General features: G+C 72.8%; 9 protein-coding genes, 1 tRNA gene and 1 pseudogene. 9 read left to right on the forward strand and 2 right to left on the reverse strand.

The annotated features are described in order from the left end of the window. Window positions 1-19: 19 nt before the first annotated feature. The 8 genes and pseudogenes from ACIGXO_RS16590 (at window position 20) to ACIGXO_RS16625 (ending at window position 7,890) form a co-directional block, all read left to right on the forward strand. Window positions 20-144 (forward strand) — tRNA-OTHER (locus ACIGXO_RS16590). Window positions 145-375: 231 nt separating this feature from the next. Next, window positions 376-636 (forward strand): hypothetical protein, encoded by a 261-nt coding sequence (locus tag ACIGXO_RS16595; RefSeq protein ID WP_399786467.1) that lies wholly within the window; start codon window positions 376-378, stop codon window positions 634-636. 308 nt (window positions 637-944) lie between these two features. Continuing rightward, entirely contained in the window at window positions 945-1,250 is a 306-nt protein-coding gene (locus ACIGXO_RS16600) for a hypothetical protein (protein ID WP_399786470.1), read from the forward strand. Between the two features lie 242 nt (window positions 1,251-1,492). Next, window positions 1,493-2,377 (forward strand): annotated as a pseudogene (locus ACIGXO_RS16605) (bifunctional MaoC family dehydratase N-terminal/OB-fold nucleic acid binding domain-containing protein); the annotation flags it as partial. 545 nt (window positions 2,378-2,922) lie between these two features. Next, a complete protein-coding gene (locus tag ACIGXO_RS16610) occupies window positions 2,923-4,092 on the forward strand; it encodes a lipid-transfer protein (protein WP_399786473.1) in 1,170 nt (389 codons plus the stop codon). A 208-nt stretch (window positions 4,093-4,300) separates the two neighbouring features. After that, window positions 4,301-5,233 carry a DUF1906 domain-containing protein gene (locus tag ACIGXO_RS16615; RefSeq protein ID WP_399786475.1) on the forward strand — a complete coding sequence of 311 codons (933 nt, stop codon included), beginning with the start codon at window positions 4,301-4,303 and terminating at the stop codon, window positions 5,231-5,233. Between the two features lie 182 nt (window positions 5,234-5,415). Then, window positions 5,416-6,015, forward strand: a complete 600-nt coding sequence (locus ACIGXO_RS16620; protein WP_399786477.1) for a SigE family RNA polymerase sigma factor — start codon at window positions 5,416-5,418, stop codon at window positions 6,013-6,015. Window positions 6,016-6,237: 222 nt separating this feature from the next. After that, the gene (locus ACIGXO_RS16625) at window positions 6,238-7,890 is read left to right on the forward strand and encodes a long-chain fatty acid--CoA ligase (protein ID WP_399786479.1); all 1,653 of its coding nucleotides are present in this window, start codon (window positions 6,238-6,240) and stop codon (window positions 7,888-7,890) included. Between the two features lie 93 nt (window positions 7,891-7,983). Here the strand turns inward: ACIGXO_RS16625 and ACIGXO_RS16630 are convergent, their stop codons facing one another. After that, window positions 7,984-9,279: an MFS transporter gene (locus tag ACIGXO_RS16630; RefSeq protein WP_399786481.1), complete on the reverse strand. Its 1,296-nt coding sequence runs from the start codon at window positions 9,277-9,279 to the stop codon at window positions 7,984-7,986. Between the two features lie 99 nt (window positions 9,280-9,378). Here ACIGXO_RS16630 and ACIGXO_RS16635 point away from each other — a divergent pair, with 99 nt between their 5' ends. Further along, window positions 9,379-9,963, forward strand: coding sequence for a TetR family transcriptional regulator (locus tag ACIGXO_RS16635; protein WP_399786484.1), 585 nt, complete (start codon window positions 9,379-9,381; stop codon window positions 9,961-9,963). A 102-nt stretch (window positions 9,964-10,065) separates the two neighbouring features. Here the strand turns inward: ACIGXO_RS16635 and ACIGXO_RS16640 are convergent, their stop codons facing one another. Next, window positions 10,066-14,310: a PAS domain-containing protein gene (locus ACIGXO_RS16640; RefSeq protein WP_399786485.1), complete on the reverse strand. Its 4,245-nt coding sequence runs from the start codon at window positions 14,308-14,310 to the stop codon at window positions 10,066-10,068. Window positions 14,311-14,554 lie beyond the last annotated feature (244 nt).

A 14,554-nucleotide genomic window follows, 5' to 3' on the forward strand; every position in this document is an offset into this window, starting at 1 on the left:
TGGACCACCTGTGGACCGAGCCGCAGTGGCTGATAGCGGGCGTCGGAATGCCCGCAGGTCAGCGCCTATGTTGACTCTCGTATCAGCCTTCTCTTGAAAACTGTCGTGGCGGCAACGCCACCGTGGGTTCAAATCCCACAGCCTCCGCAGATGAATGGCCTCTGATCAGGGAATTTGGTCGGGGGCCTTTCTCATGGGCGTGCGCTGCAGTCGGGTGCCGTTCTCCGTGATTGCCGGCAGCGGTGGGGCGCGTAAGGGGCACGGCCGGAGCGGGGCCGGGCAGGTAAGGGTCGTGGGAGCCAATGCCATGATGGGCGTGCGGGGGCTGTGTTCCTTGCGTGCAGGGTTTCGTCGCCTAGGAGCAAGGAATGCGGCATGGCTGTCGGTTCGGCTGATTCTCCCGCCTCTCTCTATGGTCCGGTCTCGATCGTTCTTGGTGTCGCATCTGTCGTGGCGGCAGGGCTCAGTGGGTTCATTGGGCTCGCTGTCCCGCTGCTCGCTGGGATACTCGCTGTCGTCTTTGGTGTGCTTGGGCTCGTCAGCAAGATAAAGCGCGGCCAGTGCGTTTTTGGTCTCGTCGGCGGCGCTATTGGGGTTCTCTATCCTGCTTTCCTTATTGCTGCCTTGAGTGTGTGACGAACCGTGGCGACGGGATTTCTGGTTCCTTGTCGGAGGTTCCGCCCTCGTACTCTCAGATTCGCAGCGCGCGGGCAGGTCGTGGGCGATCAGCGGGAGTTCGGTGTGCCTCGTTGCGCCCCCGGCGTGCGTTGATCGGGGTGTTTGAGGGGTGGGGGTCACGCTTGCGGGGGAATCGGGGGTGGTTGTCGGTTCGGGGGGTGTCGCATGGGCAGTTCTGGTGGCGCGACGTCGTTACGCAACAGGCCCGGGGGGGTCGGCCAACCACCCAGGGGTTACCCGTCCAAGTGGTTCCGCAGGAGGAAGTCATGGCAAGCATCCGTACCGCTCGCACCATCGCCGCCGTTGCCGCACTGCCGCTCGCAGCGGCCCTGTTCGCAGGGGTCGCGCACGCGGACAACGGCTCGTTCGCGTCGGCCGGGTCGGGGGCGGTGTCGGCGAGCCAGGAAGGCACCGGCGTCGGGAACGACAACAACGGCAACTCCACCACGACCCAGCAGGTCGCGAACGGGGACGGAGCGTCCAACCAGAACAACACCGCGAGCGTGAACGGCTCGGGGTTCACCCACGTCGACCAGTCGAACTCGACGGTGAATTTCACGAACCTCTGGTGACCTCTTCGGTGACCTGAGGACGACGGGCGGCCGGCGCTGGGGAGAGCCGGCCGCCCGTACCTTTGCGCCTTCGCGCCTTTGCCCCTTCGAATCTTCGTACCTTGACAGCGGGCGGTTTCTGACGGACAGTCAGGAACCGCTCGCTGGTGCGTGTTGCGTGTACGGCTGCGGAGGGGGCGGTGGTGGGCGGTACGGATTCCGGGCTCGACGAGCGGCTCAAGGCGTACGCGGGGCGGGCCGCCATGGCCGGCGGGACCGGCAAGGACCCGGTCAACGCGGCGATGATCCGGCACTGGTGCGAGGCGGTCGGCGACACCAACCCCGCGTACACCGGCGAGGCGGCGATCGCGCCGCCCACCATGCTCCAGGCGTGGACCATGGGCGGGCTCTCCGGGCACACGGGAAGGTCGGCGGCGTACGACGAGCTGTTCGCGCTGCTGGACGGCGCTGGGTACACGGCGGTGGTCGCGACCGACTGCGAACAGGAGTACCTGCGGGTGCTGCGTCCGGGGGACGAGGTCCGTTTCGACGCGGTGATCGAGTCGGTGTCGGGGCGGAAGTCGACGAAGTTGGGGGAGGGTTACTTCGTCACGACGAAGATGAATGTGTGGATCGGGCGGGGCGGGGAGGGCGGAGAGGGCGATGTCGTCGGGACGCATCGGTTCCGGGTGCTCAAGTACGCGCCGGGTGGGAAATCGTCCGCGGGGAGAGCGGGCGGGGCGCGTGCGGAATCCGCGCGTCGGCCTCGGCCCGTGGTCAATCGGGACAATGCCGGGTTCTGGGCGGGGGTCGCGGAAAAGCGGCTGTTGATCCAGCGGTGCGGTGGCTGCGGGCGGCTGCGTTTTCCCTGGCTGCCGGGGTGCAACAGGTGCGGGAGTCAGGAGTGGGAGACCGTCGAGGCGGGGGGCGACGGGGTCGTTTTCTCGTACGTGGTGATGCATCACCCGCCGTTTCCCGCCTTCGATCCGCCGTACGCGGTGGCGGTGATCGAGCTGGCCGAGGGCGTGCGGATGGTCAGCGACGTGGTGGGCGTGGCCCATGACGAGGTGCGGATCGGGATGCCTGTACGGCTGGAATTCCAGCGGGTGGAGGGGGAGGAGGAGGGGGTACTGCCGGTGTTCCGCGCCGTCGGACCTGCGAGTGAAGGCGTCGCACCCGTCAGTGAAGGCGTCTCACCTGCCAGTGAGGACGTCGCACCCGCCGGTGAAGGCGTCGGGCCCGCCAGTGAAGACGTCGCACCTGCCAGTGAAGACGTTGGATCCGTCGGTGAAGTCGTCGCACCCGCCAGGGAAGAAGTACCGCCTCTTGTCGTGCCGATCACCCGGACGCTGATTGTTGCCGGAGCTGTCGCCTCCCGGGATTTTCAGGACGTGCATCACGATGCCGAGGCGGCCAGGGGAAAGGGGTCGCCGGATATTTTCATGAACATCCTCACGACCAATGGGTTGGTCGGGCGGTACGTCACCGATCATTTCGGGGCCGGGTGTGTACTGCGCAAGGTGGCCATTCGGCTGGGGGCGCCCAATTACCCGGGCGACACGATGACATTGCGCGGCACGGTAATGGAGAAAGAGGGCGAAGAGGGGGTGGCCGTGGTGCGGGTGATCGGGGAGAACGGGCTGGGACACCACGTGACCGGTACCGTCACCGTCGCCCTCGAAGGCGGCGCCGTATGAGCGTCCGGAGCGGGGACGGGCTCGGTGGGCGGGCGGCCATTGCGGGCATCGGTGCGACCGAGTTCTCGAAGGACTCCGGGCGGAGCGAGCTGAAGCTGGCGGTCGAGGCGGTGCGGGCGGCGCTGGCGGATGCCGGGCTGACGCCGGGGGACGTGGACGGCATGGTGACGTTCACCATGGACACCAGCCCGGAGATCACCGTCGCGCAGGCGGCGGGCATCGGCGAGCTGTCGTTCTTCTCGCGTGTGCACTACGGCGGCGGGGCGGCGTGCGCGACCGTGCAGCAGGCGGCGATGGCGGTGGCGACCGGCGTGGCGGAGGTGGTGGTCTGCTATCGCGCCTTCAATGAACGCTCGGGCCGCCGCTTCGGTTCCGGCGTGCAGCAGCGCGAGCCGTCCGCGGAGGGCGCGGCGCTCGGCTGGAACATCCCCTTCGGGCTGCTGACGCCCGCCTCCTGGGTGGCCATGGCGGCGCAGCGGTACCTGCATGTGTACGGGCTGACGCCGGAGGCGTTCGGGCATGTCGCGATGGTCGACCGGCGGCATGCCGCCCGTAACCCCGCCGCGTACTTCTACGGCAAGCCGATCACCCTGGAGGAGCACGCCGCCTCCCGCTGGATCGTCGAGCCGCTGCGGCTGCTGGACTGCTGTCAGGAGACGGACGGCGGGCAGGCGATCGTGGTGACGTCGGCCGAGCGGGCGCGGGACCTGCGGTGCCCGCCCGCCGTGATCAATGCGGCGGCGCAGGGCGCGGGCCGCGCGCAGGAGCAGATGACGAGCTACTACCGGGACGGGCTGACCGGCCTGCCCGAGACGGGCGTGGTGGCGCGGCAGTTGTGGCGGAGCAGCGGGCTGACGCCCGGGGAGATCGACGTCGGCATTTTGTACGACCACTTCACTCCGTTCGTGCTGATGCAGCTGGAGGAATTCGGGTTCTGCGCGCCCGGTGAGGCGGCGGATTTTGTCGCGGCGGACGCGCTGCCGCTCAATACGCACGGCGGGCAGCTGGGCGAGGCGTATCTGCACGGGATGAACGGGATCGCGGAGGGCGTGCGGCAGATCCGCGGCACGTCCGTGAACCAGGTGCCGGGGGCGTCCCGGGTGCTGGTCACGGCCGGTACCGGGGTCCCGACCTCGGGCCTGCTGCTGGCCACGGACGAGGGCTGACGGCCAGGAGCGGACGGCGTACGTCCGTCAACCGGCCGCCCCCGCGCACGCGCCCCCGTACACACCCGCCCCACGCCCCCGCACACGGCAGCCCCCACCCGGCATACGACTGAATGGGCGGTCCCCTTGGCGTGTCCGTTCCCGGGTGGCGGAGTGTGCCCCGTTCACTCGGCGTATGAGATGGACAAAATCCGCAAAAAGTATCGTTTTGCTGGCGCTGCTGCCGACCGTCGGGCTGGTCCTCGCCCTCCTGGCAGCGCTGATCCCGTCCTGGTTCTCCACCTCCCCGAAGGCCGGTGACGCGCGGCCGGCGGAGGCGTCCGGCGCCGGCAAGGCGGGCCGCGCCGCCGAGGCCGCGGCCGCCGACCCCGCCGCTTCCCCCGGCCCCGCGGCCCGGGCCCCCGCCCAGGCCCCGCCGGACGGCCCGTACCTCTACAAGGGCTTCGGGCTCGACACGTGCGAGGCCCCGGCGGTCAGCTCGCTCCGGGCCTGGAACGGCACCAAGTACCGGGCCATCGGCGTCTATTTCGCGGGGCGCGGCCGCGCCTGTCCCAAGCAGCACAATCTCAGCCCGCAGTGGTTCCAGGGCGCGAAGTGGGCCGGCTGGCGGGTGCTGCCCATCTACCTCGGCTCGCAGGCGCCGTGCGTGAAGAACAAGCACAAGCGGAAGTACGCCATCGGCGCCGACCCCTACGGCCAGGGCGTGACCGAGGCCAGGGTGGCGGTGAACCGGGCCCGCGCGTACGGGATCATGCCGCGCAGCCCGATCTACCTGGACATCGAGGCGTACAGCCTGTCGAACCGCGCCTGCGCGGACCGCACGCTGCGCTTCATCCGCTCCTGGAACCGCGAGGTGAGCCGCTCCGGTTACCTCACGGGCTTCTACAGCAGCGCGAACGCCGGCGTGCGGCACATGGCGCAGGCGCGCGCGCAGGGGATCACCGACCTGCCGGAGATCATGTGGTTCGCGCGCTGGAAGACGCCGCCGTCCGCCTACGGTGAGCGGTGGCTGCCGGCGGCGTCCTGGCACCCGAACCGCCGGATCCACCAGTACGTCGGCCACGTCGTGGAGACGCACGGCGGCCGCGCGCTGCGGATCGACCGCAATTGGGTCGACGCTCCGGTAGCGGTGATCCAGTGACCGGCCACCCCCGTCGGGACGGTCCCGGCCGGGAGAGCTCCGTCGGGCGGACCCTGACGGGGGTGGGGTCGCGCTCCGCCCTGAGGAGGTGGGGGCAGCTCCAGCCGTACAACCAGAGACGGATGCGGCTTCGGCACCTCGGGCCGATCCCCGCCGAGCCAGGCGCTCATAGCGTGGAGGGCATGACCACGCCAGTGTGCAAGGGCGCCTCGACCGCCGCGATGGCACCGTCGCCGACGCCGTTCCCGTCGCCCTCGGCGCTCCCTTCCGTCGCCTCGTTCCCGTCCTTCCCGTCGTTCGCGGCGTACGTACGGGACCGGGGCCCGGCGCTGCTGCGCGCGGCCCGCTCGCTCACCGCGAACCCCAACGACGCGGAGGACCTCCTCCAGACCGCGCTGACCAAGACCTTCGTGGCCTGGGAGCGGATCGAGGACCACCGCGCGCTGGACGGTTACGTACGGCGGGCGCTGGTGAACACCCGTACCTCGCAGTGGCGCAAGCGGAAGATCGAGGAGTACGCCTGCGACGAGCTGCCCGAGCCCGGCCCCGTCACGGCCGCCCCCGATCCCGCGGAGCGGCAGGTACTGCGGGACGCGATGTGGCGCGCGGTGCTCAGGCTGCCCGACCGGCAGCGCGCCATGGTCGTACTGCGGTACTACGAGGACCTGAGCGAGGCACAGACCGCCGAGGTGATGGACGTCTCGGTGGGCACGGTCAAGAGCGCCGTCTCCCGGGCGCTGGCCAAGCTGCGCGAGGACCCCGACCTGGCGCAGGCGGCCTGAGGGCGGGTGGCCCGCGCCGGTGGCTTCGGCGCTGCCACGGGTGCTCCCGCACGTCGGTGTGCCGGTGCCACGGGTGCTCCCGCCACCGATTCCGCACGTCAACAGAACACCGGCGTGACGGGTCACACGCCTGTTTTTCTCGCACAGTAGTGACATACCGCCTGGTACGGCAGCAGAATCAGCGGAAATCTACTCACCCGTAACTGGTCTTCGGGAGGCCCGGTGCTGAGCACGATGCAGGACGTACCGCTGACAGTGACCCGCATCCTTGCCCACGGGTCCACCGTGCACGGCGAGGCCGAGGTGATCACCTGGACCGGGGAGGGCGAGCCGCACCGCCAGACCTTCCGGGAGACCGGCCTGCGCGCCGCGCAGCTGGCCCACGCCCTCCACGACGACCTGGGCGTACGCGACGACGAGCGCGTCGCGACCCTCATGTGGAACAACTCCGTCCACCTGGAGGCGTACCTCGCGATCCCCTCCATGGGCGCGGTGCTCCACACCCTCAACCTCCGGCTGCCCGCCGAGCAGCTGGTCTGGATCGTCAACCACGCCGCCGACCGCGTCGTCCTCGTCAACGGCTCGCTGCTGCCGCTGCTCGCCCCCCTCCTCCCGCAGCTGCCCACGCTGGAGCACATCGTCGTCGCGGGCCCCGGCGACCGCTCCGTACTGGACGGCACCACCGCGCGGGTCCACGACTACGAGGAACTGCTGGCCGGTCGCCCCGAGACGTACGCCTGGCCCGAGACCGACGAGCGGCAGGCCGCCGCGCTCTGCTACACCTCCGGCACCACCGGCGACCCCAAGGGCGTCACCTACAGCCACCGCTCCTTCTACCTGCACTCCATGCAGGTCAACAACGCCGAGGCGTTCGCGCTGACCAGCCGTGACATCGCGCTCCCGGTGGTCCCGATGTTCCACGTCAACGCCTGGGGCCTGCCGCACGCCGCCTTCATGGCGGGCTCCTCGCTGCTGATGCCGGACCGCTTCCTCCAGCCGGCCCCGCTCGCCGAGATGATCGAGACCGTACGGCCCACCATCGGCGCCGCGGTGCCCACCATCTGGCAGGGCCTGCTCGCCGAACTGGACGCCACCAAGCGCGACGTCGCCTGCCTGGCCACGGTCATCATCGGCGGCTCTGCCTGCCCGCCCTCGCTCATGAAGGCGTTCGAGGACCGGCACGGCATCCGCGTCGTGCACGCCTGGGGCATGACCGAGACCTCGCCGCTCGGCAGCGTCGCCCACCCGCCGGCCGGCGTGACCGGCGACGAGGAGTGGCGCTACCGCTGTACGCAGGGCCGCTTCCCGGCCTCCGTGGAGGCGCGGCTGGCCGGGCCCGGCGGCGAGTACCTGCCCTGGGACGGCGAGTCGGCCGGCGAGCTGGAGGTACGCGGGCCGTGGATCGCGGGCGCGTACTACGGCGGCGCGGACGGCGAGGACTTCCGCCCCGAGGACAAGTTCAGCCCGGACGGCTGGCTGCGCACGGGCGACGTCGGCACGATCACGCCCGACGGCTACCTCACCCTCACCGACCGCGCGAAGGACGTCATCAAGTCCGGCGGCGAGTGGATCTCCTCGGTCGAGCTGGAGAACCACCTGATGGCGCACCCGGACGTCGCCGAGGCCGCCGTGGTCGCGGTCCCGGACGAGAAGTGGGGCGAACGCCCGCTGGCCACGGTCGTCCTGAAGGAGGGCGCCACGACCGGCTACGAGGACCTGAAGGAGTTCCTCGCCGGCCGCATCGCCCGCTGGCAGCTCCCCGAGCGCTGGGCGGTCATCCCGGCCGTCCCGAAGACGAGCGTGGGGAAGTTCGACAAAAAGGTGCTGCGGAAGCAGTACGCGGACGGCGGGCTGGACGTGACGCGGCTCGGCTGACCGCTCGGACGACCGCTCAGATGACCGGGGGAGCGGTACGTCCGGGGGCCGCTCCGCGGACGTACCGCGACCCGGCCGCCATGCGCCGGGCCGTCAGCGGCGGCCCGGTCGGCGGTGGGGAAGGAAGCGGCCCGCGGCGAGCCAGAGGAGGGCCAGGGCGCAGACGCCGGGCCAGTGCCAGTGGGTGTAGACCGGGCCGGTGAGGGCGGAGGCCAGGGCGCCGGCGAAGAAGGCCGCGACCATGTAGGCGGTGTTGGCCGTGGCGGGGGAGCCGGTGGAGGTCAGGGCGCGGGTCTGGTTGGCGACCTGGCCGCAGACCAGACCGGCGTGTACGAGGACGGCGGCCAGGCACAGGGCCCACAGCTGGTGTCCGCCGAGCAGGAAGAGCGGTACGGAGACCAGCGTGAGCGTGTAGGCGGCGGCCACCACCCGGTCCGTGCCGAAGCGGTCGATCAGGCCGCCGGCCAGCGGCGCCACCATTGCGGAGACCAGCCCGAACAGGCCGAAGAGCCCGGCGGTCGCGGTGGAGAAGTGGTACGGCGCGCCGGTCAGCAGCAGGACCACCGCCGTCCACAGCGCGCTCCAGACGCCGAACAGTCCGCCCTGGCGGAGGCAGGCCCGCCGCAGGTCGGCGGAGGCGAGCAGCATGCCGGGCACCTGCGCGACGCCCCGGCCGATGCGGGTCAGCAGCGCGCCGGAGACCTCGCGGCGCTCGGGCGGGAGCAGCGCGGCGGTCAGTGAGCCGATCAGCGCGGTGAGCACGGCCGAGCCGAGGAGGACGGCGCGCCAGCCGTACGCCTGGCCGGCCAGCCCGCCCAGTACGCGTGCCGCGACGATGCCGGTGAACAGGCCCGCGACCACGGCCGCGACGTGCAGGCCGCGGCGCGCGGCGGGCGCCCGCTCGGCGACGAGCGGCACGAGCAGCTGCGGGATGACGGTGGTGGCGCCGGCGACCAGCAGCGCGGCGCCCAGCGCGGGCAGGCCGGGGGCGAGTCCCGCGACGGCCATCGCGGCGGCGGTGACGACGGAGAGTACGGCGATCAGGCGGCGCCGGTTGGCCGTGTCGCCCAGCGGCGCGAACGACAACAGGCCGAGGGCGTAGCCCAGTTGGGAGAGTGCGGTGATCCAGCTGACGCCCGCGGCGGGCAGGCCGAAGCCGCGGGCTATCAGGCCCAGGAGGGGCGCGGCGAGGTAGATGTTGGCGACCGTCGCCGCGGTGCAGAGGGAGATGACGGCGAGGAGGAGGCCGGGCGGCGGGCCGGTGCGGCCCTGCGGCGCGGCGGTCGGCGCTTCCGTGCCGGGCGATGCGGGCGCGGACGCGGATGTGGGTGCGGGCCCGGTGTCGGTGACCGTGGCGGTGGACGGTGTGGCCGATGGCTTGGTGGGCATGGCGGCGGTGGCTTCTCCCCGGTAGCAACCAACTGGTTGGTTGTAAGTCTCCGCGCGAGCGCCGGTAGTGTCAACCAAACGGTTGGTTACGCTGATTCCATGACAGGGACCAGGGACCCCGCGGCCACCAAGGCCCGTATCTTCGAAGCGGCGGCAGCCGAGTTCGCCGCGTACGGCATCGCGGGTGCCCGCATCGACCGGATCGCCCGCGAGGCCAAGGCCAACAAGCAGCTGATCTACGCCTACTTCGGCAACAAGAGCGAGCTGTTCGCGCAGGTCCTGGAGGAGCGGCTGCTCGACCACGCCCGCAACCTGCCGATCGACGCCGACGACCCGGACGCCTGGGTCGACCGGCTCCTGGAGTACCACGACACCCACCCGCAACTGCTGCGGCTGCTGCTGTGGGAGGGGCTGGAGTACGGCACGGGGCCGCTGCCGCGCGAGGACGAGCGCAGCTCGCACTACGACCGCAAGGCCGAGGCGTTCGCCGACGCGCAGCGCCGCGGCGTCATCGACACCACCCTGCCGCCGCGCGACCTGGCGTTCATCCTGCTCGGCGTGGCGGCCTGGTACGCGGCCATGCCGCAGATGCGGAAGATCCTGGTCGGCGACACGGACGAGGCGCGGGCGCGGCTGCGCGAGTCGATCGGAACGGTGGTGCGCCGGATCATCAGCAAGCCGTAGGGCGGTCCTGCAAGCCGTAGGGCGGGCATGCAACCGCAGGGCGGGCATGCAAGCCGTAGGGCGGGCCCTGCGAGGCCCGCCCCGTGCGCTAGTTGGTGCCGATCAGTTGGTGCCGATCTTGGCGAGCAGGTCGACGATGCGGCCCTGGACGTCCTGGCTGGTGGACCGCTCGGCGAGGAACAGTACGGTCTCGCCGGACACCAGCCGCGGCAGCTGGGCCGGGTCCATGTCGGCCGAGGTGTAGACGACCAGCGGGGTGCGGGTGAGCAGCCCGTTCGCGCGCAGCCAGTCCACGATCCCGGCCCGCCGGCGGCGCACCTGCATCAGGTCCATCACCACGAGGTTGGGCCGGATCTGGGTGGCCAGGCTGACCGCGTCCGCGTCCGTCGCGGCCCGCGCGATCTGCATGCCGCGCCGCTCCAGCGACGTGGTGAGCGCGCCCGCGACGGCGTCGTTCTCCTCGATCAGCAGGACGCGCGACGGGTGCTGCTCGCTGTCGCGCGGCGCGAGCGCCTTGAGCAGTACGGCCGGGTCGGCGCCGTACGCCGCCTCCCGGGTTGCCTGGGCCAGCCCCGCCGTCACCAGGACGGGCACCTCGGCGGCGCCCGCCGCCTCGCGCAGCGACTGCAGGGCCTTGCGGGTGATCGGCCCGGTCAGCGGGTCGACGAAGAGCGCGGCCGGGTACGCCGCGATCTGCGCGTCCACCTCCTCGCGGGAGTTGACGATCACCGGGCGGTAGCCGCGGTCGCTCAGCGCCTGCTGGGTCGAGGCGTCCGGCGCCGGCCAGACCAGCAGCCGGCGCGGGTTGTCCAGCGGCTCGGGCGGCAGCTCGTCGTCCATGGGCGGCGGCTGGTGGTCCATGACCTCTATGGCGCCGTTCGGGCCGTCCAGCGGCTCGGGGCCCTCCTGGCCCTCGCCCGGCGCGGAGATCGCGAACGCGCGGCCCTCCGTGGACTCCATCAGCGACGGCTGCGGCTGCGGCTGGCCGCCCTGCGGGGCACGGGTGGCGGGCACCATCTCGGAACCGGAACTGGAACCGGAGCCGGTACCCGTGCCGGTACCGGTACCGGCACCGCGTTCGCCGTCCTGCGGCGGGGCGGCGAGCTTCCGGCGGCGGCCGGAGCCGGCGCTGCCGGCGCCACCGAGGGTGCCGTTGGCGCCAGCGGCCGACTGTCCGCCCTGAGCGGGCTGGCCGTGGCGGCCCGGGCGGCCGTTGGCCGGCTGGTGCTGGTCGGCGATCTGCTGGGCGAAGGGGACGCCCTGCCCGAGCGTGCGCACGCTGAACGACCGGCCGTCCGACTGCCCGGCCGCGGGCCCCGCTTCCTCTTCCGGTACGGGCAGGGGCCGGCCCGCGGCGCCCTGCTGTCCGGGCGCGGACTGACGCGGTACGGAGGGGCCGCGGCGGCCGGCGTCCGGGGCCGGGGCCGGGGGCTGGGGCTGCTGTGCCTGCGCCTGGGGCTGTGCCTGAGCCTGCGTCTGGGGCTGAGGCTGACGCGCGTCCTCGGGCTGCTGAGCTGCCTGTGCTGCCTGTGCGTTCTGCGCTGCCTGAGCTGCCTGAGCTGCCTGCGCTGCCTGGGCGTCCTGGGCGTGCGGAGCGGCGGCCTCGGCCGGGCTGGGGCGGCCGCGGCGGCGGCCGGTCGGCGCGGGGGCCGCGGGGGTCGCGGTGTCGTCCTCGGGGTGCGTGACCTGGCCTCCGGCGCCCACCACGAACGTACCGGTGGACTCCGAGTCGGCCATCGAAGCGGCGGCCCGCTCCTCGGCGGCGGCGCGGCGCGCGCGGCGGCGGCCGGTCGGCGTGTCCCCGGCGTCGGCACCGTGCAGCGCGGGCAGCGCGCCGTCGGGCGCTCCCGCGGCGGTCCCCGCTGCCTCTTCGGGAGCCCGGCGGGCGCGGCGGCGGCCGGTACCGGTGGGCACCGGCTCACCCGGACCGGCAGCACCCTGCGGGCCCGTGGCCTGGGCGGGGAGCTGCGGACCGGGCGCCTGGGCGGCGGCCGTCCGCGGGTCGGGAGCCTGCGCCCCGGCGGCGGGCAGCGCGGGCCGCGGCTGCTGAGCGCCGGGCTGGGGCTGCGGCTGCGACTGCCGCGCACCGGGCTGCGGCTGGGCGGGGGTATGAGCCTGAGCGGCCTGGGCCTGCGCCTGAGCGGCGGCCTGGGCCGGATGCTGGTCGGCCGCGGCGGGCGGCAGCGCGAAGGGCGTACGCGGGCCCTGCTGCCCCTGCTGCCCGGCGGGCGCCGATGCGGGCGCGCCCCCGGAGCGCGCGGGGCTGAGCCCAGCGGGCCCCTGCCCGGCCTGGCCGGACGCCTGATCACCGCGAGGGCCCTGACCACCGGGCTGCTGTCCCGGACCCGGACGCCCCGGTCCCGGACGGCCCGGTCCCGGACGCCCCGGCCCCGCGGCCGGGGTCAGCGCGCTCGCGGCGGAGCGCGACGGCTGCTGCTCGAGGCCGCCCTGCGTCGCCTGCTGCGGCGCGTTCGCCCCCTGGGCCGGTACCTGCGCCGGAAGCTGATTCGGGATCGAGCGTCCCGCGGTGTCGGACAGCGCACGGCGGGCCCGACGCCCACCCGGCTGCTGTCCCTGCTGTCCCTGCTGCGCGTCCGCGGCCCCCTGAGCGGGCGCGGCCGGCAGCGCGGGCAGTCCGCCGCCCGCGCTCTCCTGCTCCGGCTTGCCCCGCCGCCGGCCGCCCGGCGGCACGGCCTCCGCAGCGGCCGCACCAGTACCGGAACCGGCACCGGTACCGCCCTCGGCCTTGGCGCCGCCCTCGGTCCTGGCACCGGCACCGGTCTCGGCCCCGGACGCCGGCATCTCCACCGTCCCGTCCGTGCCGCCGACCTGCTGGCCGGCCGGGTTCGGTACCGCCGAGCCGTCCGCCTTGACCGGTACTTCCAGGACGTACGCGCTGCCGCCCGCGCCGCCCGGCACCTCGTGGGTCTGCAGTACGCCGCCGTGCAGCCGGACGATGCCGCGCACGATCGGGCCGTGCACCGGGTCGCCGCCGCTGTACGGACCGCGCACCTCGATGCGGACGACCGCGCCGCGCTTGGCGGCCGCGACCACGATCGTGGAGTCCCCGGCGGGCGCCGCGCCCGCGGGCGTGTTGCCCGTCGAGTCGACGCCCGCGACATCGGCGATCAGGTGCGAGAGCGCCTGCGCCAGCCGCGCCGCGTCCACCTCGGCCTTCAGGGGCGGCGCGTGCACCGCGAACTGCGCGCGGCCCGGGCCGATCAGCTCGACCGCGCCCTCCACGCCCGCGGCGACCACCGCGTCCAGCGAGACCTCGGTCCGCTGCAGCTTGTCCGTGCCCGCGTCGAGCTGCTGGTAGCTGAGGACGTTGTCCACCAGCGTCGTCATCCGGCTGTACCCGGCCGTGAGGTGGTGCAGGACCTGGTTGGCCTCCGGCCAGAGCTGGCCCGCGGGGTCCGACGCCAGGGTGCCCAGCTCGGTGCGGAGCTGCTCCAGCGGGCCGCGCAGCGACTGGTCCAGTACGGCGAGCAGCTGGGCCTGCCGTGCCACCAGCGCGTCCATCGGGCGCCGGTCGGTGAAGGTCATGACGGCGCCGACGAGCTGGTCGCCGTCCCGTACCGGAGCGGTCGTCAGGTCCACGGAGACCGCGCGGCCGTCCTTGGCCCACAGGACCTGGGCGCGGACCCGGTGCTTGCGGCCGGACTTGAGGGTGTCGGCGAGCGGGGTGTCCGCCCAGGGCAGCGGGGTGCCGTCGGCGCGCGAGTGGTGGATGAGCGGGTGCAGTTCCTTGCCGCCCAGCTCGCTCGCCCGGTACCCGAGGATCTGCGCGGCGGACGGATTGACGAGGACGACCTTGCCCTCCGCGTCCACGCCCACCACGCCCTCGGCGGCGGCCCGCAGGATCATCTCGGTCTGGCGCTGCTGGCGGGCCAGTTCGCTCTCGATGTCCAGCTGTCCGGACAGGTCGCGGACGACGAGCATCAGCAGCTCGTCGCCGGTGTACGAGGAGCGGTGGTCCGCGTACGCGGCCTCGAAGGCCGACTCGTACGGGGTGCGGCCGTCCTCCAGGTTGGCGCTGGTCACCTCGACCAGCATCTCCGTGCCGTCCGTGCGCCGGGCGATCATCCGTGTCGGCTTCTGCCGCCCGGCCCCGCGCGTGTCGTCGGGGCGCCGCATGGACCCGGGGATGCGCTTGGAGTCGAACGTCGGGAGCAGGTCCAGCAGGCCGCGGCCCACCAGGGCCGTGCCCGGTGCCTCGAACGTCTCCAGGGCGATGGTGTTGGCGTTGACGACCGTGCCGTTGCAGTTGACGAGGAGCAACGCGTCCGGCAGTGCGTCGAGTATGGCTGCGAGGCGAGCAGCGCCTCGGGATGGCCTGCTGCTCACGACGACGCTTCCTCCCTGGTGACCGCATCTTGCCGACACCCACCGTGGTGTGTGACTGAAACCCACCGTGGCGTGTCACTGGAAGGGAGTCTACGGGCACCGGGCGGGGACGCGGAGGCGGATGACGAGGAGGTAATGCCACGGCCCTGTGCGACTCGCCGCACGCCCGACATGTGCCCCGCGTCCGGATCTGAGGCCCTACTTGGTCACGAAACCCGGCCGGTTTTCGCGCGTGTCCGACCGG

Origin of the sequence: Streptomyces sp. NPDC053542, assembly GCF_044544685.1 — a bacterium.
Classification (GTDB): Bacteria; Actinomycetota; Actinomycetes; order Streptomycetales; family Streptomycetaceae; genus Streptomyces.